We start from the raw sequence: 24,743 nt of genomic DNA on the forward strand, positions 1-24,743 counted from the left end.
CTACACGCCGAACGACACTCTTTCCCTACACGACGCTCTTCCGATCTGGCCCCTTCGCCCAACGCCGTGCTCCAGGTGCGCGAGGCGCCGGTGATGGACCCATTGAAGTTCAGCAGCGAGCTGACCATGCCGTCAGTGCGCCAGCCGCTGGACGACCCGAATGCGCCGCAACCCACGGTGGTGATCCCGCCGGATTCGCGTTACGCGCCCAAGCTCGCACCGCAGCCTTCGGCCCCGGCCCCGGCCCCGGCGACTGGCACGCGGTGACCCGGAGACACTGACATGGGCGCACGCCACCCCCTTCCTTATGCCTTTGCCCGGGCCCAGGGCCTGCTGCTCGAGGTAGGCGACACCCGCGCGACGCTGTGGGCCAGTCCGGGCGTGTCGCCGTCGGCGCTCTCCGAGGTGATGCGGCGCTTCGTCGTGCACGCGGTGGAGCTGGAGGCTGCGGAGGCGCTGAACCAGCGCATTGCCGTGGCCTACGCGGCCGGCGAGGGCAGCGCAGCGGCCGTGGTTGGCGAGGTCGAAAGCGCCGTCGACCTGTCGCGCATGATGCAGGACCTCCCTGCGGTCGAAGACCTGCTGGAGTCCAGCAACGACGCGCCCATCATCCGGATGCTGAACGCGTTGCTGACGCAGGCCGCGAAGGACGGTGCCTCCGACATCCACATCGAGCCCTACGAGCGCTCGTCGGCGGTGCGGTTTCGGGTGGACGGCACGCTGCGCGAGGTCGTGCAGCCCAACCGGGCGCTGCACGCCGCGCTGATCTCGCGCCTGAAGATCATGGCCGAGCTCGACATCTCCGAGAAGCGCCTGCCGCAGGACGGTCGTATCAGCCTGCGCATCGGCGGCCGCGCGGTGGACGTGCGGGTGTCGACGTTGCCCTCGGCCCATGGCGAACGCGCGGTGCTGCGGATCCTGGACAAGGGCGACACCAGCAAGTTCACGCTGGAATCGCTGGGCATGAGTGGCGAGTCGCTGGCGCAGTTCAAGCGCCTGCTGCGCCAGCCGCACGGCATCGTGCTGGTGACGGGCCCCACCGGCTCGGGCAAGACGACGACGCTGTACGCGGGCCTGAGCACGGTCGACGCCGCGACCACCAACGTGCTGACCGTGGAAGACCCGGTCGAATACGAACTGCCCGGCATCGGCCAGACGCAGGTCAACGCCAAGATCGAGCTGACGTTTGCCAAGGCCCTGCGCGCCATCCTGCGTCAGGACCCTGACGTCATCATGATTGGCGAAATCCGCGACTTCGAGACCGCCCAGATTGCCGTGCAGGCCTCGCTGACGGGCCACTTGGTGCTGGCCACGCTGCACACCAACGACGCACCCAGCGCCGTCACGCGCCTGACCGACATGGGCATCGAGCCCTTCCTGCTGTCGAGCTCGCTGCTGGGCGTGCTGGGCCAGCGCCTGGTGCGCAAGCTGTGCGTGCACTGCAAGCGCGAGGACGAGCAGGGGCGCTGGCACCCGGTGGGCTGCCCCGAGTGCGGCATGAGCGGCTACAAGGGCCGCACCGGTGTCTACGAGCTGATGGTGGCCGACGACGAGTTGCGCGCGCTGATCCACGCGCAGGCGGCCGAGGCGACGCTCTTCGATCACGCCCAGCGCCACGGCATGAAGACCATGCGCGACGACGGCGACCGCCTGGTGTCTGAAGGCGTGACCTCCCTGGAAGAGGTCTTGCGGGTGACCCGCGAGTAATCGCCCCACGGAATACCTCCCATGCCCGCCTACCGTTTCGAAGCGCTCGATGCCGCCGGCAAGACCATGAACGGTCTGGTCGAGGCCGACAACCCGAAGGCCGCGCGTGCCCAGTTGCGCGCCCAGGCCCTGGTGCCCATGAAGGTCGACCAGGTGATGGCGGCCGACAAGGGCGACTCGGTCGGCTCGCGGCAGTTGTTCGCGCGGCGGGTGTTCAACCCCACGGCGCTGGCCATCTGGACGCGCCAGCTGTCGGGTCTGGTCGTGGCCGGCCTGCCGCTTGAGCGGGCCCTGACGGCCCTGGCCGACGAGGCGGAAGACCCGCGCCAGCGGGAGCTGGTGTCGCACCTGCGGGCCGAGGTGAACGCCGGGGCCCCCTTTGCGCAGGCCTTGTCGGGCTCGCCGCGCGAGTTTGACGACGTGTACCGGGGCGTGGTGGCCGCGGGCGAGCAGAGCGGCCAGCTTGGCACCGTGCTCGACAAGCTCGCCACCGACCTCGAAGACCAGCAGGCGCTCAAGGCCAAGCTGATCGGCGCCACGCTGTATCCGGCCATCGTGTCGCTGTTCGCGGTGGTGATCGTGGTGGCGTTGCTGGTGTTCGTGGTGCCGCAGGTCGCGCAGGTGTTTTCCAGCAGCAAGCGCGCGCTGCCCATGCTCACCCAGGTGATGCTGGGGCTGAGCGCCTTCATGCGCCAGTGGGGCTGGCTGCTGGGGCTGGTGCTGGGCGCCGGGTTTGCCGGGTTGATGGCGGGGCGCCGCAACGAGGGGTTCCGCCTGAAGTTCGATGCGTTCTGGCTGGGGTTGCCCCTTCTCGGGCGGCTTTCGCGGGGGTACAACGCGGCCCGTTTTGCCGGCACGCTCGCCATGCTGGCCGGCTCGGGCGTGCCCATCCTGAAGGCCCTTCAGGCCGCAGCCGAGACGCTGTCGAACCGCGCCATGCGGGCCGATGCCATGGAGGCGCTGGTGCAGGTGCGCGAGGGCGCGCCGCTGGCCTCGGCCCTGGCCGCCAAGAAGCGCTTTCCCGGCCTGCTCGCCATGTTTGCGCGCCTGGGCGAACAGACCGGGCAGCTGCCGCTGATGCTGCAGCGGGCCGCCAACCAGCTTGGCGCCGAGGTGCAGCGCAAGGCCTTGGCCATCGCCACCGTGCTGGAGCCCTTGCTGATCGTCGCCATGGGCCTGGTCGTGATGCTCATCGTGATGTCGGTGATGCTGCCGATCATGCAGATGAACACCTGGGTGAAGTGAGCCGACCGGTGTGACACGCACCTGGAATTTGATCTGGGGCCTTCGGTGCGACGTCATCCACCGGTAGGATGAGCGTGTGTAATTTTTTGTCACGCGTACCGCAGCATGAAACTTTTGTTGATCGACGACCATCCGCTGTTCCGCGATGGCCTGAGCATGCTGATCACGTATCGGCTGAGCCTGCCCGGCGGTGCGCTGCAGGTGCTGCAAGCCGGTGACCTGACCCAGGCAGCTTCCGTGCTGGCCGAGCACCCCGATGTCGGGCTGGCGCTGCTGGACCTGAGCCTGCCCCCTGACTGCCACGGCGTGCGCACGCTGGAGCGCTGGCGGGACCTCGCGCCGGACATCCCGGTGGTGGTGCTGTCGGCCGACGACCGGCCGGACACCATCATCTCGGCCATCGACGCAGGGGCCTCTGGCTTCATCCCCAAGACCGTTCAGGCCGGCGTGATGCAAGAGGCGCTGTCACGCGTGCTGGCCGGCGGGGTCTACCTGCCGCCGCTGCCTGCCATGTACGCCATGCACGATGCCGACGATTGGGACGATGACCTGGACGACGGCCTGCCGCGCAATGCCATGGGCCTGTCGGCGCGCCAGATGGACGTGCTGCGCCTGCTGGTCGAAGGCAAGGCCAACAAGGAGATCTGCCGCCAGCTCAATCTGTCGGAGTCGACGGTGAAGACCCACCTGGGCGCCATCTTCCGCAAGCTGAAAGTCAACACGCGCACGCAGGCCGTGGTCGCGGTGGCCAAGGCCGGCATGAACCTCAAGGCCTGAGGGCCCGCTGCGCGGGAGGGCGGTTTACCCCATCCACCGAACGGAGGATGGCGACGGCGCCGCGGTGGCGTTAACCTGAAGGTCGTTTCGGACGCTGTCATCACGTCACGCGGGCCATGGTCTCCACGATCATGGCCCGCATTTTTTTGGCGCTGAACGGTTTGTGCAGCACCGGCAGGCCCGTGCGTGCCAGGTCGGCCAGCCGCTCCGGTGCCGTGTCGCCCGTGATGATGACCAGCGGCGTGCCGGGGTGCCGGTCGGCCAGCCAGCCGGCCAGATCGCGAGCGGTGCCGTCGGGCAGCCGGTGGTCGCTGACGGCCAGATCCCAGGGTTGCGCCAGCAGCGGGCGGGCGTCGGCCAGGTTGGCGGCGCTGCGCACTTCCAGCCCCCAGCCGGTGAAAAGCCGGGTCAGGCTGGCGCGGATGTCGGCTTCGTCTTCGACGAGCAGCACGCGCCAGGGCGGCAGCGGTGTCTGGGCGGGCGGTTCGACGACGGCCCGGGTGTCATGGCGCGCGCGGGTGGGTGCGATGGCCTGCGGCACCGTCAGCGTGAAGCAGGTGCCGTGTCCGGGGCGTGAGCGCAGTGTCAGCGCGTGGCCCAGCAGCCGGACGGCGCGGCGCACGATGGCCAGACCGAGGCCCAGCCCCTGATGGCGGTCGCGCGCCGGATTGCCGAGCTGAACGAACTCCTCAAACACCCGGGCCTGGTCAGCCTCCGGGATGCCAGGCCCCGTGTCCCACACCTGCAGCAGCAGCTGCCCTGCGCGGGGGCGTGCCGACACCAGTACCCCGCCTCGCTCGGTGTGGCGCACGGCATTGCCCACCAGGTTGCGCAGCACCTGCTCGAGCAGCAAGGGGTCGCTCCAGGCCTGGTGCTGCCCGGTGTGCACGCGCAGCGAGAGGCCCTTGCGTCGGGCGGCCTCGGCCTCGTGGCTCACGATGTCGCCCAGCAGGTCGGCCAGCGGCACGGCGCGCGGCTGCACCTCCACGGTGCCGGCATCGAGCCGAGAGAGGTCCAGCAGCCCCTTGAGCAGGCTTTCCATCGACACCACGGCGTGGCTGAGCCGCTCGCTGAGGTCGCGGGCCTGGTGGTCGGTCAGGCGCTCGCGCAGCAGGTCGTTGAGCAGGCCGATGGCGGCCACGGGCTGGCGCAGATCGTGGCTGGCGGCGGCCAGGAATCGGCTTTTCGCCGCGTTGGCGTCGGCCAGTTCCTGCGTGCGGGCCTGGACTTTCTGCTCCAGCGTGGCGTTGTCGGCCTCGATGGCGTTGAAGGCCTGCACCACCCGGCCCACCACCACCAGGGTGAAGGGCGCCAGCCCCAGCGGAATGGCCCAGGCGATCCAGGGAAGGGCTCCGATGTGCCCCATCTGCCGGATGGCAAGGTAGTCATGCAGCCCCGCCACCAGCACGCAGGCCAGGCCGACGGCCAGGTAGCGCTGCGGCACGGCCTGCCCCGACATGCGGTCGCGCAGCAGGATCGCCAATGCGGGCAGCGACAGCGCAATGAGGGCCGGCTGCAGCACCCGGCGGACTGTGTCGAGCATCGGGTCCCATGCGCAGAAGGCGAGCGCCACAAGGGGAAAGCCGATGCCCGTCAGGTCAAGGATGCGCTCGTAGCCGCGTCGCTGCTGGCCCGTGAACGCCATCGCGAAGCGCCCGATCAGCCAGACGCTGGCCGTGTGCGCGCTCAGGTGCATCCAGGAATCGAACTGCGGTGCCGTGCCCAGGTCCACCTCGACGAAGTAGCTGAGGTTGCGCAGCGCAGTGATCATGTAGAGCGCGCCGAACAGCCCGATGGCGCGCTCCTGCCTGCGTTGCCACCACAGCGCGACCAGGAAGAGGGAGAAGGTGACGCAGGCCAGGTTGAGCCCCACCGGCACCCAGCGCGCCAGGATCTGTCGCTGCACGAACTCGCCACGCAGGTCGACGGTGGGGCCGATGAGGGGCAGGGTCATGCCGCCCTGTGCCTTGCAGCCCACGTCGACATGGAGCGTGTTCTCACCCGTGCGCAAGAGCGCCGCCGGCACGTTGATGAGGTAGCCCGCGGGGAATGAGAGTGCGCCCGCGTCGGTGGTGGCCACATGCAGGTGCTCGCCGTTCAGGCGAATCACGTGCGATTGGCAGAGCCGGTCGAAGCGCAGGGCCCAGGGCCGGTGGCGCGCATCGGCCACCTGCGTGGCCGACACCACGAAGCGCGATGCGTAACGGCCGGCGCCGCTGGTGGGCAGGCCGTCTTCCCGCCAGGCATGCGGCAGTTGCACGGCCCGATGGGTCGGTTGTCGGTCGGGCGGCGCGGCCACGAGGGCATGCGACAGCCAGGTCACGGCGCCACGCGAGGCGCTCGGCGCCGGCCACGTGGCCATGGCCCACAGCGCAGCGATGCCCAGCATCACCCACCACCACCACCGTCCCAGGCGGTCCAGCATCTTCGCGGCAGCCATCTGGCCCCGCGTGCCGGTGTTTGTTCTCGTCACCGTTTGAAAGCTCCCTGTCGGGCCTTTTTCGCAGGCCACCCCGCATTGTGCGCAAAGCTGGCGCCCGCTCGGGGGCAACCCCCTGGAAGGGGCGTCGGTCTGGTGATAAGACTGGTGTCGGGGCCAGTTGTCGGCGCGACCGCATGGCGCGGCGCTTGCTTCAATGGCCCTGTGTGTATCGGGTTGTCTGGAGGGCTGGCATGAGCAGTTGCACCGAACTGGTTCCGATTTCGCGCGAGGCGCCGATCCATGGGCGCATTCCCATCGCCCACATGCGGCCGGTCTACCGGCTGGACGAGGTGGAGCGCCGGCTGGGCAAGCTGCCCCCGCGCGACCACGAGAGCCTGCGCGCCACCTACGAGCGCATGCTGGAGAAGGGGGCTGACCGCTTCCAGGTCAAGCCCTCCGGCCTGCCCGCCATGACCCACCTGTACGACGAGCTGCCCAACTTCCACGAGGTGCTCGACGACCTGAAGCGCCAGCTGGCGCTGTGCAGCGACAGCCGCGACGCGCTTGAGATCACGCCCATGCTGCTGCTGGGCCCGCCCGGTGTGGGCAAGACCCATTTCGCCCGCGAAGTGGCGCAACTGCTGGGCACCGGGCTGGGTTTCGTGTCGATGAGCTCGATGACGGCCGGCTGGGTGCTCTCGGGGGCCTCAAGCCAGTGGAAGGGCGCGCGGCCCGGCAAGGTCTTCGAGACGCTGGTCGATGGGCAGTACGCCAACCCGGTCATGGTGGTCGACGAGATCGACAAGGCCGGCGGCGAGCACGCCTACGACCCGCTGGGCTCGCTCTACAGCCTGCTCGAGCACGACACCGCCGGCAGCTTCACCGACGAGTTCGCCGAGGTGCCGGTGGACGCCAGCCAGGTGATCTGGGTGGCCACAGCCAACGATGCGCGCGACATCCCGGATCCGATCCTCAACCGCATGAACGTCTTCGAGGTCGACATGCCGGATGAGGCGGCTGCCCGCAAGATCGCTGCGCGGCTGTATCGGCGCATCTGCGCCGACCACGACTGGGGTGCGCGCTTTGCGCCTGAGCCCGGTGAGGCCGTGCTGGCGGCGCTCGGCAAGTTGGCGCCGCGGGAAATGCGTCGTGCCCTGATGACCGCCTTCGGCAATGCCAAGCTCGATGGCCGACACGAGATCGAACCGCGGGATTTGCCCGAGGCGGGCGGGCGCCGCAACCCGATGGGCTTCACGCACTGAGCGCCGCCAGAGGCTCATCTTCTGAGCTGGCAGGCTCGGTATGATGGGCTCATGCCTGCCTCGCTCGACGGCCAGCTGGTCGTGGCCATTTCATCGCGTGCGTTGTTCGACTTCGAAGAGGAAAACCGCCTTTTCGAAGGCAGCGACGACCGTGCCTACATGCAACTTCAGCAGCAGCGGCTCGACGAGCCTGCGAGGCCGGGCGTGGCCTTCTCGCTCGTGCGCAAGCTGCTGGCCTTCAATGCGCCCGGGCGCCCGCGGGTCGAGGTCGTGATCCTGTCGCGCAACGACCCGGTGTCGGGCATGCGCGTGTTCCGCTCGGCGCGCCACTATGGCCTGCCGATCGAGCGGGGCGTGTTCACGCGGGGTGAGCCCCCCTGGCGGTATCTGCGGCCGCTGCATGCCAACCTCTTCCTGTCGGCCAACGAGCCTGACGTGCGCTCGGCTCTGGCCGAAGGCGTGCCGGCGGCCCGGGTGCTGCCGCATGCCGCCCGCGCGGGCGAGGCGCACCCGAACGAGGTCCGCATCGCCTTCGACGGCGACGCGGTGCTGTTTTCCGACGAGGCCGAACAGGTCTACCAGCAGGGCGGGCTGGACGCCTTCCAGCGCCACGAGGTCGAGCGCGCCAGCCTGCCCCTGCCGGACGGCCCCTTCAAACCGCTGCTGCTGGCGCTGCATGCCTTGCAGCAGGCGCCGCAAGAGCACGAAGCCGCAACCGGCGAGCCCGCGGTGCTGGCCCCCATGCGGGTGCGCACGGCGCTGGTCACGGCACGCGGGGCGCCAGCCCATGAGCGGGCGCTGCGCACGCTGATGAACTGGGGCATCGAGGTCGACGAGGCGATGTTCCTGGGCGGGCTACCCAAGGGCGCCTTCCTGCGCGAGTTCGAGCCCGACTTCTTCTTCGACGACCAGACCGGCCACGTCGACAATGCCGCCCCGCACGTGCCTGCCGGTCACGTGGCGGCCGGGGTTCGCAATCTGCAGGAGTTGTCCGATGTCCGACGAACTGGGTGATTTCTTTGCCTTGCCGGCCTACAAGCCGGAGGAGGCCCTGGTCGCACTGCGCCGCAGCCTGCGCGAATGCCGCCCGCTGACCGAGCAGGGCACCGGCACGCCGGTGCGCTTCACCTGGCGCGGGTTGCCGGCCATCGAACTGGTGCGCACCGAGGGCGCGGCGACCCTCAGCGTGGCGCTGGCGAAGCGGCCGTCACAGCGGCCGGAATGGGTGCGCCGCACGCTGGCCTCTTCGGCCGAGCAGCGGCAGTGGCTGGACGACGTCCGCCGGGCGCTCAAGCGCTGGGACGACGAAGACTAAAGCTGGCTCAGGCCGCATCCTTGCGCATCTTGGCGCGGAACAGGTCGGCGATGCTGACCTCGCGCGGGCCTGGAATGACCTCGAAGGCCTCGCCGGCAGCGATCGTGCCGGGCACCCGAACGGCCAGGTAGTAGCCGCACCAGCCCGACTGGGCCATCATCTTCACCGCCTGCGGAAAGCCCATCACCGCCGCGAACTTGTAGCAGGGCCGGCGCGGCTCGCTGATGGCCAGCGTGCAATCCGGAAAGCGCAACAGGTCGCCGATCCAGGCGTCGGTCTCCAGCAGGCCGGTCACCGTCAGGTTCTCGCCTGGCAGGCCGATCGGCAGGGTCTCGCCCCAAGCCTGAACGCCGGCTTGCGCCCGCACGGTCTGCCAGAACGCGTAGTGCTCGTGCGGGTAGGCGTACACGGCCTTGCTCAGTCCGCCATGCACGGTAAGGTCTGCTTGTTCATCGCCCGCCAGCCCCATGGGGCCCACCGCGATGCGCGCGGGCTCGGTCGGGGTGCTCACGGGCTGCTTGCCGATGGCGCTCAGGATGCGCCGACCCTCGACCTCCATCGGCCGGGCTGAGGCCGTGTTGATGGACAGCACGCGACGGTCTGATGGCATGAGGGGCTCCGGCACAGGTGAGGGCAGGCTGCCGAGCATAACCTCGCCCCGTGGTGCCACCGTGGCTCAGCGCCACGGGGACACCGCGACGGCCATGGCCTTGAAGCCGATCACGCAGGGTTGGCCCGGCGCCCAGCCCATCTGCTGGATGGACTTGCGCGTCAGCAGGGCCCACAGCGACACGGCGGGCCCGGTCAGTTGCCCGTTGGCGTCCACCGCCTGGTCCAGCTCGATGGCCACCGCGCCGTAGGTGCCGTGCTCGCCGGCCAGCATCACCTGCACTACGCGCCCGCGCAGGTGGTTGGAGACGCTGGTGTCCGCCGGGGCCTGGCGGTGCAGCCCGATGTCGCGCGCGCGCACCTTGAGTCGCACCCGGCTGCCGACCGGATGGAGCGCAGCCGGCACGGTCACGCGCTGGCCGGCCACGTCGACCTCGCTGAGCAGCCAGGTCACATCGTGCCGTTTGACAACCCCCTCCAGCACGCTGCCGGCCTGATCGCCTTCCAGAAACGACGACAGCGACACGTCGGACAGGATGTGCGGTGTCGGGCCGGCGCTCGCCATGCGGCCTTCATGCAGCACCACCACCTCGTCGGCCAGGTGGATCACCTCGGCCATCCTCGGCGTGACCAGCACCATGGGCAGGCGAAAGCGGGTGGGCACCTGCGCCAGCAGATCGAGCAGCGCGGGATGTGCTTCCAGCGGGACGCGGCCCAGCGGGTCGTCGAGCAGCAGCGCATGCGGATGCGCGAGCAAGGCCCGGCCGAGGGCCACGCGCAGCCGCTGCGCCGCCGACAGCGCGCTCACCTGGCGCGTCAGCAGCGTCTCGACTTCGAGCCAGCGCGCCACGGCTTCCATGCGGGGGCCACGGTCGCCACCGCCCACCCGGTGTCCGTACAGCAGGTTGCCCTGCACCGTCAGGTGCGGGAAGAGGTGGGTGTCGGCATCGAGCCAGCTGAGGCGGCGGGCGTGGGCAGGCAGGTTCAGGCCCGCGGCCGAGTCGTACAGGGGATCGGGCCCCAGCGCCACGCGACCGCCGAGGGCGGGTTCCAGCCCCGCAGCGGCCTTCAGCAGCGCAGTCTTGCCCGCACCAGATCGCCCCACCAGTGCGCATACGCGGCCGGGCGCCACGCGGAACTGCGCGCGAATGTCGAGCCCGGGCCGCTGCAGTCGCAGTTCGACACTCAACGCCCGCGGCAAGGGGCTGGCTTGCGCCGTCACGCCGCGGCCCCGGCAGCCGGGTGCGCCCATTGCCGCGTACGCTGCCGCCAGTGGGCGCGGCCCCACTCCGACAGCAGCATGGCCACCACCGCCACACCGAGCGACGCCCAGGCGAGCTGCCATGCCACTCGCCCGCCATCGGCCTGCCGCAGCGCGGCCACCAGGGCCAGTGGCGCGGTGTCGGTTGACGCGCCGGGGGGATGGGGCACCAGCACCGTGGCGACCACCAGCGTGGCGCCCGTTTCGCCCCAGGCCGCAGCCAGGCCCAGTGCCGCGGCCGACAGCACCGCCGGCCACGCCATCGGCAGGCTCACCGTCCACCATGTCTGCCAGGGGCTGGCGCCCAGCGTCCGCGCGACCGGACCCAGCATGGCGTCGCCGGCCTCGAAGGCGGGCCGCAGCACGCGCACCATCAGCGGCAAGGTCATCAGCACGGCCGCCAGCATGGCGCCCGCCGGATAGAGCCCGGGCTGCCATCCGGTGTACATCGACAGCCAGTCGCTCGGTCCGCCGGGCGCGCGCAGGCCCCCAGCCAGGACGAGCCCCACCACTGCCGGGGGCAGCGCCATCGGCAGCAGGATCAACGTGTCGACGACCAGCTTGCCTCGCCAGGGCGCGCGTGCCATCCACGCGGCGAGGGCCACGGCCACCGGCGTGCACACCAGCACGGTCAGCCCGGCGATCTGAAAGCTGGAGGCCAGGGCCGCCAGCGCAGCGGGAGCGAAGCCCATCGGCGTCCCCTTATGCCGACGCGGGCAGCCAGCCGGGGCGCGCGCTGCGCCAGACGCCCTCGGCAAGCGGCCCCTGCATCCATTTCAGCAGCAGCTGCGCGCCGGGATGTCGGCGCCGGAACGGCAGCGCCAGCTCGGCCGGCAGGGCCAGTTCGGGCCCACCCGTGACCCAGACTCGCACGCCGGGGGGATTGCCCCGGGCCTGCCATTGCGCGCGCGTCGTCAGGCCATAGGGCGCCAGGGCTGCGGCCTTGTCGGTGGTGGCGCGCGACAGGGCCGTGCCGCGGTCGAGCCGCGCCGTGGGCCGGTCCCGGGTCAACTGGGCCACCAGGGCCCCCAGGGACGAGTCGGGCGCAGGCGCCTCCCAGCGGGCTGCTCCCGCATCCTGGGCCAGCAGCACCTGCGCCAGCGCCTGCCGGAGGTCCGTCTGCTGGCGGATGCCGGCCGGATCGGCGTCCGGCCCGATCAGGTAGACCAGCGTGCGGGCCAGCACGGTGCGGCTGTGGACCAGTCCCTGGGCCTCCAGACGGGCCGCATGCGGGTGTCCCAGGTACAGGCCAGCATCCAGTTGCCCCTGTTCGAGTTGGGTCAGCAGCGCCCCGGATGCGAGGGGGACCCAGCGCGCCGCCCACCCGAGGTCGCGCGCCATGGCCGCCGACCAGCGGGCCGTCAGGCCTCCCTCGACCAGGATGGGGTCGACCCCGACCACCGGTGCGCCCCCGGTGGCGGGTAAGGCGGGTCGTGCGTGCGAGACAGCGGGCAGTCCCGCGCCCAAAACGAGGGCGGGCGCCCGTGCGAGCAGCGTACGGCGAAGGGGGCAGGGCATCGGTTCGGTGTTCATGGCGCATGCCAGCATACAAAAGGCTGACGCTTCTGTGACCTCGTTCTCGCCCCGGCAGGGATCACCCCACCGCCACGGGGGGCACCGGAAACGCCCGGAGTGGACTAAACTGTGAGGCCCCTGACGCCTCCGGATCGGAGTGCAGGGCTCCCGACCTCCCGGTGGCGACCCCGCCCGGAAGAAGGACATGAACCGCCGGTGTGCGCATCAGCCCGCAGCCCACCGGCCAGGCCGACCTACCCGTTGGCCCCCAGACCCGAGCTGGACGCTGCGGTCCAGCAGGGTGTCGAGAGCGCAAACCCCGCAACGGGCGATGTGGCCTTGCGCTGTCGAGACCCTGTTTACTACTTTGGAGCTTCTTCATGTCCACTTCCGCACAAGCGGCGCAGGTGAATGCGCCGGCCTACGTCAAAAACGCCAAACTGATTGCCTGGGTGGCCGAGATGGCTGCGCTGCTGCAGCCCAAGGACATCTACTGGTGCGACGGCAGCACCGAAGAATACGACCGCCTGTGCGCCAAGCTGGTCGAAGCCGGTTCGTTCAAGAAGCTGAACCCCGAGCTGCGCCCCAACTCCTACCTGGCCTGGACCCACCCGTCCGATGTGGCCCGCGTGGAAGACCGCACCTTCATCTGCTCGGACCGCAAGGAAGACGCCGGCCCGACCAACAACTGGTGTGACCCGGCCGAAATGCGCGCAAAGCTGCAGACGGGTGAGAACGCCCTCTTCAAGGGCGCCATGAAGGGCCGCACGATGTACGTCGTGCCCTTCTCGATGGGCCCGCTGGGTTCTAACATCGCCCACATCGGCGTCGAGCTGTCCGACAGCGCCTACGTGGCCGTGAACATGAAGCTCATGACCCGCATGGGCAAGGGCGTGATCGACGTGCTGGGCACCGACGGCGAATTCGTGCCGTGCGTGCACACCGTGGGCGCCCCGCTGGCCGAAGGCCAGAAGGACGTGGCCTGGCCGTGCAACCCCGACACCAAGTACATCGTCCACTACCCCCCCACGCGCGAGATCTGGTCGTACGGTTCGGGCTACGGTGGCAACGCGCTGCTGGGCAAGAAGTGCTTTGCGCTGCGCATCGCTTCGACCATGGGTCGCGACCAGGGCTGGCTGGCCGAGCACATGCTGCTGCTGGGCGTGACCAACCCGCAAGGCCAGAAGTACCACGTGGCCGCCGCCTTCCCGTCGGCCTGCGGCAAGACCAACTTCTCCATGCTGATCCCGCCTGAGGGCTACAACGGCTGGAAGGTCACCACCATCGGTGACGACATCGCCTGGATCAAGCCGGGTGCCGACGGCAAGCTCTACGCCATCAACCCGGAAGCCGGCTACTTCGGCGTCGCCCCGGGCACCAATACGCTGACCAACTACAACTGCATGGAGTCGCTCAACCGCGACGTCATCTTCACGAACGTCGCTCTGACCGACGACGGCGACGTGTGGTGGGAGTCGATGACCGACGAGGCCCCGGCTCACCTGATCGACTGGCAGGGCAACGACTGGACCCCGGCCATCGCCAAGGAAAAGGGCACCAAGGCTGCGCACCCGAACGCCCGCTTCACCGTGGCCGCCACCAACAACCCGGTGCTGGACCCGGAATGGGACAACCCCGCCGGCGTGCCGATCGACGCCTTCATCTTCGGCGGCCGTCGCTCGACCACCGTGCCGCTGGTGACCGAGGCCCGTGACTGGACCGAAGGCGTCTACATGGCCGCCACCATGGGTTCGGAAACCACCGCTGCGGCCTTCGGCCAGCAAGGCGTGGTGCGCCGCGACCCGTTCGCCATGCTGCCCTTCATGGGCTACAACATGAGCGACTACTTCCAGCACTGGCTGGACCTGGGCGCCAAGCTGCAGGGCGCCGGCCACGCGCTGCCCAAGATCTTCTGCGTGAACTGGTTCCGCAAGGGCGCCGACGGCAAGTTCGTCTGGCCGGGCTACAGCGAGAACATGCGCGTGCTGGAGTGGATGCTGGGTCGCCTGCAGGGCAAGGCCGGCGGCGTGGAAAACGCCTTCGGCGTGAGCCCCACCTACGAAGACATCAACTGGAACGGCCTGAACTTCACCAAGGAGCAGTTCCAGTCGGTGATCGGCATCGACAAGGCCGCCTGGCAGCAGGAGTTGAAGCTGCACGACGAACTGTTCACCCAGCTGTCGTACAACCTGCCGGCGGCGATGCCCGCCACGAAGGCGAAGCTGGAGCAGCGTCTGGCTGCCTGAAGCACCTCGCCGCGCTGCGCAGCAGCGCTGCTGCGCATCAGCCAAATGGCCACCCTCGGGTGGCCATTTTTCTTCGCCCACCCGGCGGACTGTCTCCGGAGAACTGGGATCACCGGAATGCGGGGTGGAAACCAAAAACCGCCTCGCTGACACTTGGTTACGGTCTCTGAGAGGTGCCTCCTCCTGCTGTCACCGCGGAACCCCTTTTTTGGGGATTGGGTGACGGGATGCCAGGATGTATAACTGAGTGTGACAAATTCACGCCGGCTGACGATCCCTCTCATGCGGGCTTGATGCCTGGTTTTTCTTAACCCTCATGGGAGTTTTTATGAAATTGAAGTTCCTGGTGGCTGCGGCTGCCTTTGCCATGGTCGGCGGTGCGCACGCTGCAACGCAAGACCTCGGTGTGATCACCGACACCGCTTCCTTCTCTGGCACCGCTGCCAGCGAAACCTTTACCTTCACGCTGACCTCTGACGTCGTTGACGCCTATGCCGGCGTGACGGCCACGTTCGGCAAGAAGTCGGGCTACGACATCACCAGCGTGTTCTTCGGCTCGACCCAGATCCTGCCTTCGGCATCGACCCCGTCGTTTGACAACTACGTCATCTTCTCGGGCGCCCTGGCCGCTGGCAGCTACTCGTTCACCGTCAACGGCACGCCGAAGAGCGCTGGTGCTTCGTTCTCGGGCACGATCGAAGTGACCCCGGTTCCGGAACCCGAGTCGCTGGCTCTGGCCGTTGCTGGCCTGGGCGTTGCTGGCTTCGTGGCTCGCCGCCGCAAGTCGGCCTGATTCGCACGGAGGGCGTGATCGCGGGCTCTGGCCCGCGCGTCGCCCTCGACTGCAAAGCGGACCTTCGGGTCCGCTTTTTTCTTGTCAGCGCGCGCCGCTCGGCGAAGTGAGCGCCTTGGCGATCCGATGCCGCCCCACCGTGGGTTTCGGCACGCGCACATCGAACCAGCTGCGCACGTCGGCATCCAGGCCGATGCCATGCATGAAGTTGTAGATGGCCTTTTTCAGCGCCTTGCCCAGCGCGTCGTGGTCGACGCCCGTGGGGTCGATGAAGGCCACGTCGTTCTTCGCGAAGCCACCGGCCGGCAGCGGCTGCAGCGTCACGCCGTAAGCGGTCGGGTCCAGCCCCACCGGTGAGTGCACGGTGCACGCAAAGCGGTGGAAGAAGCCGGACTGGATGCAGCCGTTCTCGAACAGCTGGCGCACGTACTCCAATGCATCGACCGTGTCCTGCACGGTCTGCGTCGGAAAGCCGTACATCAGGTAGGCATGCACGAGGATGCCGGCGTCGCTGAAGGCCCGGGTCACGCGTGCCACCTGCTCCACCGAGACGCCCTTCTTCATCAGTTGCAGCAGGCGGTCGCTGGCCACTTCCAGCCCGCCGGAAATGGCGATGCAGCCACTGTCGGCCAGCAGCTGGCACAGCTCGGGCGTGAACGATTTTTCGAAGCGCACATTGCCCCACCACGAGATGCCGAGCTGGCGCTGGATCAGTTCATGAGCCAGCGCGCGCAGCACCTTGGGGGGCGCCGCTTCGTCCACAAAGTGAAAGCCGGTCTGGCCTGTCTCCTTCACGATGGCCTCGATGCGGTCGGCCAGTTCGGCGGCCGAAGCCGCTTCGTAGCGCGAGATGTAATCCAGGCTCACGTCGCAGAAGCTGCACTTCCTCCAGTAGCAGCCATGCGCCACCGTGAGCTTGTTCCAGCGCCCGTCCGACCACAGCCGGTTCATCGGGTTCAGCATGTCGAGCAGCGACAGGTAGTCGTGCAACGGCAGGCCGTCCCAGGTGGGTGTGCCAACGTGCTCGAACGGCACGTCCGGCTCCGGGTGGCGCGTCAACCGCACGGCCCCCGTCTCGTCGCGCACGAAGGTGCGCACCAGCTGTTCGGTGGGTCGGGCGCCGGCCAGGTGCTCCAGCAAGGCGAGCAGAGGGCGCTCGCCGGCGTCCAGCGTCACGAAGTCGACGAAATCGAACAGGCGTGGCTCGGCCAGCTCGCGCAGCTCGGTGTTGACGAAGCCGCCGCCCAGGCCGATGCGCACCGTGGGATGGTGCGCCTTGATGGTCTGCGCGATGCGCAATGCGGCATACACGCTGCCCGGGAAGGGCACGGACAACAGCACCAGGTCAGGCTGGTGGCGCTGCACGGCGTCCAGCGTCAACGCGGCCAGGGTCGTGTCGATCAGGTTGGGCGGGGCGGCCAGGGCCTCGGCCAGCGGGTCGAAGCTGTGCTGGCTGGCGGCAATCGATTCGGCGTAGCGCACGAACTCGAAGCGCGGGTCGACGGCCTGCTTCAGCACGTCGGCCAGGTCGTTGAGGTACAGCGTGGCCAGATGCCGGGCACGGTCCTGCAGGCCCAGGGCGCCGAAGGCCCACGACAGCGGGTCTCCGCCCTCGTCGTCGACGTAGTTGTCGAGGCTCTGGAAGCGCGGCCCTTCGGGCAGGTAGCCGCGGGTGTTGATGCGGTGCGCCAGCGTGGGGTCGCGGCCTTGCAGGAAGGCGATCACGCGGCCGATGGTGGCGTGGTAGCGGTCGAACTCGGCCAGGAAGGCGTGCAGGGTGGCGCTGCGGCGGCGCTCGGGCACGGCCTCGGCAAGCGGACGCAGCCGGGTCAGCCCGTCGGGCGACAGCAGTTTCAGCACCAGCGCAAGCGCCAGGTCTTCCTGGAACGCGGCCACACCGCGCGAGCGCAGAAAGCCGGTCAGGTAGGCGGTCGACGGGTAGGGCGTGTTGAGCTGCGTCATCGGCGGGATGAGCGCCAGCACGCGGAGGTGCTGCCCGGCCTTCAGTGTGCCGGTGTCCGGGCCGGGCGCCGCGTTGCCTGCCGGGGCTGCAGGCAGGATGGGGATCTGGGGCGCGGCGGAGCGAGAGGGCAGGGCGGTGGACACGAGGCGAGGCAGACGGAGGCGGCGGGGGCTGCGCCGTGTCGGTCGCGCGGAGGCGCGCGGGCCGCACGGGCAGGCCCGCATTGTCCTGCGTTTCCGCCGCTGGCGGGTTAGAGTGCGGGCATGGACCTGCACGTGTGGATGGCCTATGTCGCGGCCATGACCTTGATTTCGGTGTCGCCCGGCTCGGGCGCCTTGCTGACGATGACGCACAGCATGGCGCGCGGCGTGCGCGGTGTGATGCCGGGGGTACTGGGCTTGCAGGTGGGGCTGGTGGCCGTGCTGCTGGTGTCGGGCGTCGGGCTGGGCGCGGTGCTGCTGGCTTCGGAGCAGGCTTTCACCGCCTTGAAGTGGGCCGGCGCTGCTTACCTGGTGTGGCTGGGCATCGGCCAGTGGCGCGCGGCCACCCGCGAGCCCGAGGTGCTGGCCGACACGCCGGCCAACGGCGCCACCTGGCGCATGGCCGTGACGGCGGCCACGCCGGCGCGCGTGTGCTTCGCGCAGGGGGTGCTCACCAATGTCACCAACCCCAAGGGCATTGTTTTCATGGTCGCGGTGCTGCCCCAGTTCCTGGACCCGGCCCGGCCGCTGTGGCTGCAGTTGCTCATCTGCTCGGCCACCAGCGTCGTGATCGACCTCATCGTGATGCGGCTGGGCTATGCCCATGTGGCGGCCGGCCTGCAGCGCCTGATGAAGCGCCCCTCGGCACGCCGCGTGCGCGATCGCCTGTTCGGCGGCGTGCTGATGGCGCTGGGCGCCTCGCTCGTGTTCGTGAAGCGGGCGGCCAGCTGAGGCGGGCCCCCGCTTTTTGCCTCAGGGAATCAGCGGGGCGAGCCAGTCGGCGAACCAGTCGGACAGCAGCACGCGCTGCGAAGTGGAATTCGATTCCCACGCACGCATCACCGGCCCGGTGCCATCGAGCAGGTTGTCGACGAAGGACTTCACCGAGCTCAGGCCGCGCTCGACGATGCTGGTGCCCCCGAAGGTCACGATGGTCAGGCAGTGCGAGCCATTGAGTTCGCGCTTGTTGGGGATGTAGTAGCCGATGTTGGGCTGTGTCTCCATCTGCGCCACCCAGGGCGTCAACTCCTGGCGCCACTTCTGGTTCAGCAGCTTGAGCCGCGTGGCCTCGTCCGGCGCATTCGCAATTTCCGGGTAGAACTTCTGGTACGAGAAGGCCGAGAAGTTCGTGTCCTCCTGGAAGTTGGCGTAGCCGATCCGGTCCTTCGGGAAGATCTTGCCCAGGCCTGCGGTGATGCTGCCCAGGTTGTCGGCCGAGCCCGCATGCGGGTACTTGTCAATGAGCTCGGTGACCAGGCCTTGCGGGCCGTCGAGGCCCCACACGGTGCGGATCTTGTTGTGCAGCAGCACGGAGGGGGCCTGGGCCGGCGTGGCGGTTTTCGGGACGTCGAACAGCGGGCCGGAGTCGGACAGCAGCGCCATCTTCTTCGGGGCCAGCGTCTCCCGGAAGGCCGGGTAGAGCGCCGCCGAGCCCACGCCGCCGGCCGAGAAGCCCGTGAGCATGAGGTGCTCGGGCTGCTTCATGTTCTTCGCCATCCAGGTGGCCACGGCCTTGGCGTTGACGGCCCCGCGGTGGTAGTAGGCCAGCGGCTGGCTCGGGTCGACGTTGTTGTAGACGCCGACCTTGTTGCCGGTGTGCACGTCGCCCGTGCAGTAGGTGAGGTAGACGATGTTCCAGCTTTGCGTCTGCACCGCCTGCAGCGGGTGGATGCGTGCCGTGAACGGGGTGACGAGCCCCCAGTGCGCCTGGCGATTGAAGTCGCTCATGTAGTTCGCGGGGATGCCGTCGGGGTTGACGGCATCCAGCAGCGTGCCGCCCTTGCAGGCGGCCTGGTCCCAGCAGGCGCCACCGCCTTCAAACATCACCACGGTCTTGCTGGTGAAGGGCGTGCGGTTGACGAAGAAGCGGTAGGGTGTGCCGTTGCCGCAGCTGGCGCCCGAACTGGCGGGCAGTTCGACGGCCTCCCACCGGAAGAAGCCGGCGTGTGCGGCCGAGGCGCCGAGCAGGCCCAGGGCCAGCACCCGCGCGGCCATGCGGGCAGAGATGAGACGGATCATGGTTCGCTCCTGAGGTGTCGTTTGGAGCGAGTGTCCGAGGCGCCTGCGGCGCTGCCTTCAGGGGAAACGCGGGCGATCGCGCTGCGCGTGGCGACGCAGGGGCGCATTGGCCGACACCGCGGGCCGTGCCTGGCGCGTCTGGCCTAAAAGCGCAAAGCCCGCAGGGCGCGGGCTTCGTCACGGAGAGGCGTCAGCCGGCTGGTGGCTGCATCAGTACACGTCGGCCGGGATGCGCCGCTGCAGCACGCCGATCGGCGGCGCCCAGCGTGCGCCCTTGGGCTTCTTGGCCGTCACCAGGGTGATGTCGGCGGGCTCGAACACCTCGACGTTGTGCGTGATCGGCGTGGTCAGCACGTACTGGGCGCGTGTGCTGCGCAGGAAGTGGCCGACCAGCTGGATGTTGCGCACGTCGAGGTGGGCAAAGGGTTCGTCGATGAAGACGAAGCCGCCCGGCGTCTCGTCGTCCTTCATCAGGCCGACCAGCAGGATGAGCGACTTGATCACCTGCTGCCCGCCTGAGGCCTCGCCGTCGTTCAGGCCGATGGCGCCCTTGCCGTCGAAGTTGAAGTGCACGCGCAGCTCGGCCTGGCGCAGCACGCTGTCGTCGCCATCCAGGTGCGGCAGCTCGGCGTTGACTTCCACGCCGGCCAGCTGACCCAGCTCGATGATGTTCTTGCGGTAGCGGCGCACCGTGGCCTTGAGCACGTCGGTGTAGCGCGCGCGGGCGTTGTCGACCGCGATGCCGGCGGCCACGTTGCTGGCCTTGCGCTGGCCCAGCTCGTCTTCCTGGCGCAGCACGTTGGCGTTCATCAGCGTGAGCTGTTCGATCACGGTGCCATCGGTCTCCCACTGGCCTTCGTTCAGTTCGCGCTCAACGGCCTCGGCGCGCAGGCGGGCCTGGGTGGCGTTGCCGTAGTGGGCCTGCATGTCGGCGATGCGGGCCGGGCGGCGCCACGCGGCGGGCAGCGAGAGCTTGACCTCGCGCGCCATCACGGCCTGGGCCATGACGTCGTCGAAGCGAACCTGCCATTCGCGCTCGTGCTGGGCGCTGCGCTGCTCGATGTGGGCGAGTCGCTCCTGGGCCTGGCGGTAGGCATGCTGCGCGTTGGTCTGCTCGACCACGGCGCGCTTCAGCTGGGCCTCGGCCTGCTGCCAGCGCTCGCCGGCTTCCTGGCGCGCCTGCTTGAGCATGGGCAGCTGGCGGCGTGCTTCGCTGAACTCGGCCTCGCGCTCGGCCAGCTCGGCCGCGGCGGTGAAGCCTTGCGTGGCCTTGCGGGCATCCTGCAGCTGCCGGTCGAAGAAGGCCTGGTCGCGCACCACGCGGGTCATGTCTTCATCGAGCTGGGCCAGACGCGCCTCGATCGACGCGCGGCGCGCGGCCACGGCCGAGGCGCCGAACTGGTGCTGGCCCGGGTCGACCCAGACCGAGCGGCCGCCCCGGCCATCGCGGTGATAGGCCTCCGGCGTGATCCACTCGCCCTTGAGCTTGACGCCCGCTTCGGTGCTGGCCACGCGCTGGATGTTCTCCAGCTGGCGCAGCAACCAGCGCGGGGCCGGCGCGCTGAACTTCAGCACGGCCAGCAGGCTGTCGGCATCCGGTTTGGCCGGCGCGTCTTCGGCATCGGCCACGATGTAGTGGCGGTAGCGCTCTTTCTCGGCCAGGCTCATGGCCTGAGCCTCTTGTCGCGGGTTGGCCAGCACCACGACCCAGCGGCTGCCGCGTAGCACGCCTTCGGCCGCGGCGCGCCACCTCTCGTCGGTGATCTCGATGATGTCGGCGATCAGGTGGTGCGCGATGCCGGCCTCGGTCAGCGTGCGCGTGAAGCGGCCGACGTCGGGTGGCGGCGGGGCCTGGCGCTGGCCCTTGAGGGCGTCGTACGCGCGCTGGGCGTCGTCGCGCTGGTCCTTCAGGCGCTGCCATTGCGCCGAGAGCTTCTGCTTGTGCTCGCTCAGTTCGGTGATCCGCAGCGTGAGCTTGTCGGCATCGCCCTCGACCACGGCCAGGCCGGCCAGTTCGTCGGCGCGCTTGACCAGGGCCTCGATCGGGCGCTCGGCATCGCGGGCCTCTTCCTGCAGGCGGCGGGCGGTGCGCACCTGGGCTTCGATGGCCTCGACGCGTGCGGCAGCATCGGTCTGGTCCTGCAGGCGCTGCAGCAGTTCGGCCTTGACCTGCCCGTGGGCGCGGCGGTCGGCGCTGGACTGGAGGCGCTGGCGGTGCAGGTCGCGCAGCTTGGTGGCCAGGCTCTTGCGCGTTTCGTGGCTGCTGAGCACGGGCACCACCTCGGTGGCCAGCGTTTCACGCTCGTGGCACTTCAGCTCGTACTGGCGGAACAGGTTCACGCGCGATTCGAGCTCGGCGCGCTGGGCCTTGCCGTGCGAGAGCTCGCGCTCGGCGGCTTCCACTTCCTGCAGCAGCTGCTTCTGGTGGTTGCGGGCTTCGTCGTAGCGGTCCAGCACCTCCTGGTCGCCGAACACGTCGAAGACCAGGCGCAGCAGTTCGCGCGGGCTGTATTCGCACAGGCGGTCGGTCTGGCCTTGTTCGAGCGCCAGCACCTTGGCGATGGCGCGCGACAGGCCCGCGCCTTCGAGGCGCTTGCGCCAGTTGTCGATGCCCAGCCAGTCGCGGTCGCCGGGGCTGCCGCGCTCGATCAACTGCTCGATGCTGACGTCGCCTTCGACCATCAGGTAGCGGCGCGTCCAGTCACCGCCATTGCGATCGATGCGGCACACCAGCGTGACGACGTCGCTGTAGAGCAGGCAGCGCGCGAACGGCCGGTTGCTCGACTGGCGGTTGCGCGGGCGGTTGTCGACCGTGGCACGCAGCCAGGCACTGTCGGCGTTGGCGTGGCGGGCGTAGGTCTTGTAGTTGCGGCCGCCCGAGCAGTCCAGGCCCAGCAGCGTGCGCATGGCATCGAGCAGCGTGGTCTTGCCCGAGCCGTTCGGCCCGGCCACGGTGATGATGGCGCCGTCGAGCGGCAGGGTCAGGCGCTGGCAGTAGTCCCAGTGCAGCAGTTCAAGGCTTTGCAGGTGAAACATCGCGATCAGGCCGGGGTGTCAGGGGTGGCGGCAGGCTCATCGGGTGAGCCTGTTGTCGGGGCGGCGTCGATGGCCGCCGGGGCGTCGGCTGCCAGCAGCGCGTCCTCGGCCAGCTCGTCCTCGTCAGGAATCTCTTCCAGCGGGGGCTGCGTGAGCGCCAACGGTAGCGCGCCGGCCAGCTGCTTGGCCTGGGCCAGCACATCGCCCAGCGCGCCCTGCAGGATGCGCGGCGCCAGCGCGTCGTAATCCAGCAGCAGATCCAGCAGCGGGCCTTCGGCGATGTCTTCGCCCTTGCGCGTGATGAAGCCGTGGTTCTCCAGGCGCTTGAGGTTGGCGTCCATGCGGGTCTTCTTGCCCAGCTGCACGCCGAAGTCGGCCAGCAGCGCGCGGTAGGACACGAGCGGGCTGACGCTGGCGGCGGTGGGCAGTGGGCGTTCCTTGCCGAACATGTCGTTCTGCTGCTCGCCGTCGGCGCTCGCGGCGCGGGCCTGCTGGCGTTCGCGCTTGGGCAGCACGATCAGCGCCCACAGCACCACCAGCAGCGACACCGCGTCGCGCGGCAGGTCGATGTTGTTGTGGCTGTTGAGGCCCGCTTCGCCGAACACGCTGGCTTCGGCCGGGCGCAGCAGCGCCACGCTGACGTGGTCGGCATACAGGTTGTCGATCAGGCGCAAGCCCACCTGGGCCAGGCGCTCCTGTGTGGCCTGCCAGAGGTCGGCATCGATCAGCGCGCGCTTGACCTTGGGGTGTTGGCGCGGCAGCCAGCGGCGGGCCAGCAGTTCGGCGGCCAGCAGGGCCGCGTCGTCCAGAGTGCTCATCGGGTGGATCAGGATGCGGTGGGGGCCTCGGACGGCATGGCGTCAGAGGCGGCAGGGGAGGGCGCGGTGGCGTCCGGCGCACCGGGTGCGGCCGTGCTCGGTGAGGCGGCCAGCAGGGCCGCATCGGGCCGCAGGTGTCCTTCGCTGATCAGCGCCACGGCCTCGTCGTCGGTGGCCACATGCCGGGGCGTGGGTGCCCAGCGCCACGGGCTGCGGGCCAGGTCGCCGGTCAGGCCTTTCAGGGTCTGCGCCTGCGCATCGCCCAGCAGGGGCAGCAGCTGCAGGCGGTAGGCGGCCTGCGCAAAGCGACCGCCCAGCACGGCCTCGGCCAGGGGGCGGGTGCCGGGCGGTGGCGCATCGGGGTCCTCCGCCTCGCCGGACGCCGCCTGGGCGGCCGCGGCCTCGGTCGCCAGCTCGGACCAGCGCCCGAACAGGTCGATCAGCCCCCCGAGTTCGGCGGGCAGGCTCAGCACATCGAGCGTGCCGGTGGCGGCTTCGGCGGGCGGCGGCAGGCCGGCGGCCTCGCCCGCGTTCGGGCGGTCGCGTTCGAATTCGCCTTCGGCCACGTCGACCAGGTCGTGCTGGCTGACCATGACCGGGCGCACGGGCGTGTGCAGCGCGTCGCCCAGCAGTTCGTACAGCGCCGGGTGGCCCTGCAGCCAGGCGCGCACGTCCGAGGTCGTCAGGCCGGTGCTGCCCAGCGTCACGCGCTGGCGGTCGGCCTGCTGCAGGGCGCGGGTGAACTGGCTGGCCATGGCCAGCAGGCGGGCCTGCTCCTGGCCGATGGCGCGGGCCTCACGTTCCAGTCGCGGGTCGAGGTGGTCGGCGCGGATCAGCGCCGTCAGGGCCTGGCCGGCACGGTCGACCAGTTGCAGCGCGCGGTCGAAGCGCGGCTGGGCCAGGCGCAGGCGGGCTTCCGAGCCGCTGGCAATGGCTTCGGCAAACTCGTCGTGCAGGCGGGCCAGCTGCGCATGCAGGTGCTTGAGCTGGTTGGCGTTGACCAGGCCGAGCTGCTGTGCGCCGGCCACCTGGGCCAGCAAGGCGCCCATTTCCTCGTCGGCCTCGCTGCCGTCGGTGGCGGGCGGCGTGCCCAGCGGCACCAGCAGCGCGTGCACCTGCTGCGCCAGCGGCGAAAGGTGGTGGTCCTGCGCGGTGGCATCCCACACCAGCAGATTCAGCTCGCGCAGGCGCTTGAGGGCCAGATCGAGCGCCTCCGGGCGCAAGGTGTGGAACAGGCGGTTGAGGTCGTCGCGGCTCAGGCGCGCCTGGGGCTGGCCGGCCAGCTCCAGAAAACACCACAGGCGCAGCTGCACCAGGGCCTGCGGGCCGTTGAACAGGCCGCGCAGGGCGTCAAGGGCGTCGAGCCGACGGCCCAGGGCCCAGGCCAGGGGCTGTTCGGCGGCCAGGCCCGGATCGCGGAAATAGCCTTCAAAGCTGCCGGCTTCGGCAGCATCGGGCGGGGAAGCCTCCATCATGGGGGTGGATTGTGCCGGATGGCTTCGCAGAGAAGGGACGCCTCGGCCCCGCGAAAATCCGACTACCATCGCCAGCCGCC

General features: G+C 69.6%; 19 protein-coding genes. 9 read left to right on the forward strand and 10 right to left on the reverse strand.

Annotated features, from left to right (window positions below; genetic code table 11):
- The first annotated feature begins 282 nt into the window (after nucleotides 1-282).
- From gspE to Q0Z44_RS01000, 3 genes are all read left to right on the forward strand, one after another.
- Nucleotides 283-1,707, forward strand: a complete 1,425-nt coding sequence (gspE, locus tag Q0Z44_RS00990) for a type II secretion system ATPase GspE (protein WP_298008866.1) — start codon at nucleotides 283-285, stop codon at nucleotides 1,705-1,707.
- A 21-nt stretch (nucleotides 1,708-1,728) separates the two neighbouring features.
- Nucleotides 1,729-2,952, forward strand: coding sequence for a type II secretion system inner membrane protein GspF (gene gspF / locus Q0Z44_RS00995; protein ID WP_298008869.1), 1,224 nt, complete (start codon nucleotides 1,729-1,731; stop codon nucleotides 2,950-2,952).
- A gap of 105 nt (nucleotides 2,953-3,057) precedes the next feature.
- Nucleotides 3,058-3,729, forward strand: coding sequence for a response regulator transcription factor (locus Q0Z44_RS01000; RefSeq protein WP_298008872.1), 672 nt, complete (start codon nucleotides 3,058-3,060; stop codon nucleotides 3,727-3,729).
- Between the two features lie 100 nt (nucleotides 3,730-3,829).
- On the opposite strand, the gene Q0Z44_RS01005 is transcribed toward Q0Z44_RS01000, so the two are convergent.
- Nucleotides 3,830-6,169, reverse strand: a complete 2,340-nt coding sequence (locus Q0Z44_RS01005; RefSeq protein WP_298008875.1) for a hybrid sensor histidine kinase/response regulator — start codon at nucleotides 6,167-6,169, stop codon at nucleotides 3,830-3,832.
- A gap of 233 nt (nucleotides 6,170-6,402) precedes the next feature.
- On the opposite strand from Q0Z44_RS01005, the gene Q0Z44_RS01010 reads away from it, so the two are divergent.
- The 3 genes from Q0Z44_RS01010 to Q0Z44_RS01020 are packed head-to-tail and all read left to right on the forward strand — an operon-like array spanning nucleotide 6,403 to nucleotide 8,728.
- Nucleotides 6,403-7,413, forward strand: coding sequence for an AAA family ATPase (locus tag Q0Z44_RS01010; RefSeq protein ID WP_298008880.1), 1,011 nt, complete (start codon nucleotides 6,403-6,405; stop codon nucleotides 7,411-7,413).
- Nucleotides 7,414-7,464: 51 nt separating this feature from the next.
- Complete coding sequence (locus Q0Z44_RS01015) at nucleotides 7,465-8,427, forward strand: 5'-nucleotidase (protein WP_298008885.1); 963 nt, start codon at nucleotides 7,465-7,467, stop codon at nucleotides 8,425-8,427.
- Nucleotides 8,408-8,728, forward strand: coding sequence for a hypothetical protein (locus Q0Z44_RS01020; protein ID WP_298008889.1), 321 nt, complete (start codon nucleotides 8,408-8,410; stop codon nucleotides 8,726-8,728). The genes Q0Z44_RS01015 and Q0Z44_RS01020 overlap by 20 nt, the downstream gene beginning before the upstream one ends.
- 7 nt (nucleotides 8,729-8,735) lie before the next feature.
- Here the strand turns inward: Q0Z44_RS01020 and Q0Z44_RS01025 are convergent, their stop codons facing one another.
- The 4 genes from Q0Z44_RS01025 to Q0Z44_RS01040 form a co-directional block, all read right to left on the reverse strand.
- Nucleotides 8,736-9,338: an MOSC domain-containing protein gene (locus tag Q0Z44_RS01025; RefSeq protein WP_298008892.1), complete on the reverse strand. Its 603-nt coding sequence runs from the start codon at nucleotides 9,336-9,338 to the stop codon at nucleotides 8,736-8,738.
- 66 nt (nucleotides 9,339-9,404) lie between these two features.
- Nucleotides 9,405-10,559 (reverse strand): ATP-binding cassette domain-containing protein, encoded by a 1,155-nt coding sequence (locus tag Q0Z44_RS01030; protein ID WP_298008897.1) that lies wholly within the window; start codon nucleotides 10,557-10,559, stop codon nucleotides 9,405-9,407.
- Nucleotides 10,556-11,290 carry an ABC transporter permease subunit gene (locus Q0Z44_RS01035; RefSeq protein WP_298008902.1) on the reverse strand — a complete coding sequence of 245 codons (735 nt, stop codon included), beginning with the start codon at nucleotides 11,288-11,290 and terminating at the stop codon, nucleotides 10,556-10,558. The genes Q0Z44_RS01030 and Q0Z44_RS01035 overlap by 4 nt, the downstream gene beginning before the upstream one ends.
- Before the next feature lie 10 nt (nucleotides 11,291-11,300).
- Complete coding sequence (locus tag Q0Z44_RS01040; RefSeq protein WP_298008907.1) at nucleotides 11,301-12,131, reverse strand: substrate-binding domain-containing protein; 831 nt, start codon at nucleotides 12,129-12,131, stop codon at nucleotides 11,301-11,303.
- 362 nt (nucleotides 12,132-12,493) lie between these two features.
- On the opposite strand from Q0Z44_RS01040, the gene Q0Z44_RS01045 reads away from it, so the two are divergent.
- The gene (locus Q0Z44_RS01045; RefSeq protein ID WP_298008910.1) at nucleotides 12,494-14,359 is read left to right on the forward strand and encodes a phosphoenolpyruvate carboxykinase (GTP); all 1,866 of its coding nucleotides are present in this window, start codon (nucleotides 12,494-12,496) and stop codon (nucleotides 14,357-14,359) included.
- A gap of 328 nt (nucleotides 14,360-14,687) precedes the next feature.
- A complete protein-coding gene (locus Q0Z44_RS01050; RefSeq protein ID WP_298008915.1) occupies nucleotides 14,688-15,152 on the forward strand; it encodes an FxDxF family PEP-CTERM protein in 465 nt (154 codons plus the stop codon).
- 84 nt (nucleotides 15,153-15,236) lie between these two features.
- Here Q0Z44_RS01050 and Q0Z44_RS01055 read toward each other — a convergent pair whose 3' ends face one another.
- Nucleotides 15,237-17,114: a radical SAM protein gene (locus Q0Z44_RS01055; protein ID WP_298009283.1), complete on the reverse strand. Its 1,878-nt coding sequence runs from the start codon at nucleotides 17,112-17,114 to the stop codon at nucleotides 15,237-15,239.
- A gap of 264 nt (nucleotides 17,115-17,378) precedes the next feature.
- Between Q0Z44_RS01055 and Q0Z44_RS01060 the strand changes: the two genes are divergently transcribed.
- Nucleotides 17,379-18,047, forward strand: coding sequence for a LysE family transporter (locus tag Q0Z44_RS01060; protein ID WP_298008919.1), 669 nt, complete (start codon nucleotides 17,379-17,381; stop codon nucleotides 18,045-18,047).
- A 21-nt stretch (nucleotides 18,048-18,068) separates the two neighbouring features.
- On the opposite strand, the gene Q0Z44_RS01065 is transcribed toward Q0Z44_RS01060, so the two are convergent.
- The 4 genes from Q0Z44_RS01065 to Q0Z44_RS01080 form a co-directional block, all read right to left on the reverse strand.
- A complete protein-coding gene (locus Q0Z44_RS01065; RefSeq protein ID WP_298008922.1) occupies nucleotides 18,069-19,334 on the reverse strand; it encodes a pectin acetylesterase-family hydrolase in 1,266 nt (421 codons plus the stop codon).
- Nucleotides 19,335-19,544: 210 nt separating this feature from the next.
- Nucleotides 19,545-22,370: an ATP-binding protein gene (locus tag Q0Z44_RS01070; protein ID WP_298008925.1), complete on the reverse strand. Its 2,826-nt coding sequence runs from the start codon at nucleotides 22,368-22,370 to the stop codon at nucleotides 19,545-19,547.
- Between the two features lie 5 nt (nucleotides 22,371-22,375).
- The gene (locus Q0Z44_RS01075; protein WP_294635653.1) at nucleotides 22,376-23,188 is read right to left on the reverse strand and encodes a hypothetical protein; all 813 of its coding nucleotides are present in this window, start codon (nucleotides 23,186-23,188) and stop codon (nucleotides 22,376-22,378) included.
- An 8-nt stretch (nucleotides 23,189-23,196) separates the two neighbouring features.
- A complete protein-coding gene (locus tag Q0Z44_RS01080) occupies nucleotides 23,197-24,663 on the reverse strand; it encodes a hypothetical protein (protein ID WP_298008929.1) in 1,467 nt (488 codons plus the stop codon).
- Nucleotides 24,664-24,743: the final 80 nt, after the last annotated feature.

The organism is uncultured Aquabacterium sp., assembly GCF_947366995.1.
Classification (GTDB): domain Bacteria; phylum Pseudomonadota; class Gammaproteobacteria; order Burkholderiales; family Burkholderiaceae_C; genus Aquabacterium.

Coding starts and splice junctions, on each gene's coding strand:
- Q0Z44_RS01020 (WP_298008889.1), top strand. CDS start 8,408: ATGTCCGACGAACTGGGTGATTTCTTTGCCTTGCCGGCCTACAAGCCG.
- Q0Z44_RS01065 (WP_298008922.1), bottom strand. CDS start 19,334: ATGATCCGTCTCATCTCTGCCCGCATGGCCGCGCGGGTGCTGGCCCTG.
- Q0Z44_RS01025 (WP_298008892.1), bottom strand. CDS start 9,338: ATGCCATCAGACCGTCGCGTGCTGTCCATCAACACGGCCTCAGCCCGG.
- Q0Z44_RS01060 (WP_298008919.1), top strand. CDS start 17,379: ATGGACCTGCACGTGTGGATGGCCTATGTCGCGGCCATGACCTTGATT.
- Q0Z44_RS01040 (WP_298008907.1), bottom strand. CDS start 12,131: ATGAACACCGAACCGATGCCCTGCCCCCTTCGCCGTACGCTGCTCGCA.
- Q0Z44_RS01035 (WP_298008902.1), bottom strand. CDS start 11,290: ATGGGCTTCGCTCCCGCTGCGCTGGCGGCCCTGGCCTCCAGCTTTCAG.
- Q0Z44_RS01015 (WP_298008885.1), top strand. CDS start 7,465: ATGCCTGCCTCGCTCGACGGCCAGCTGGTCGTGGCCATTTCATCGCGT.
- Q0Z44_RS01080 (WP_298008929.1), bottom strand. CDS start 24,663: ATGATGGAGGCTTCCCCGCCCGATGCTGCCGAAGCCGGCAGCTTTGAA.
- Q0Z44_RS01055 (WP_298009283.1), bottom strand. CDS start 17,114: ATGACGCAGCTCAACACGCCCTACCCGTCGACCGCCTACCTGACCGGC.
- Q0Z44_RS01000 (WP_298008872.1), top strand. CDS start 3,058: ATGAAACTTTTGTTGATCGACGACCATCCGCTGTTCCGCGATGGCCTG.
- Q0Z44_RS01010 (WP_298008880.1), top strand. CDS start 6,403: ATGAGCAGTTGCACCGAACTGGTTCCGATTTCGCGCGAGGCGCCGATC.
- Q0Z44_RS01050 (WP_298008915.1), top strand. CDS start 14,688: ATGAAATTGAAGTTCCTGGTGGCTGCGGCTGCCTTTGCCATGGTCGGC.
- Q0Z44_RS01005 (WP_298008875.1), bottom strand. CDS start 6,169: ATGGCTGCCGCGAAGATGCTGGACCGCCTGGGACGGTGGTGGTGGTGG.
- Q0Z44_RS01075 (WP_294635653.1), bottom strand. CDS start 23,188: ATGAGCACTCTGGACGACGCGGCCCTGCTGGCCGCCGAACTGCTGGCC.
- Q0Z44_RS01070 (WP_298008925.1), bottom strand. CDS start 22,370: ATGTTTCACCTGCAAAGCCTTGAACTGCTGCACTGGGACTACTGCCAG.
- gspE (WP_298008866.1), top strand. CDS start 283: ATGGGCGCACGCCACCCCCTTCCTTATGCCTTTGCCCGGGCCCAGGGC.
- Q0Z44_RS01045 (WP_298008910.1), top strand. CDS start 12,494: ATGTCCACTTCCGCACAAGCGGCGCAGGTGAATGCGCCGGCCTACGTC.
- gspF (WP_298008869.1), top strand. CDS start 1,729: ATGCCCGCCTACCGTTTCGAAGCGCTCGATGCCGCCGGCAAGACCATG.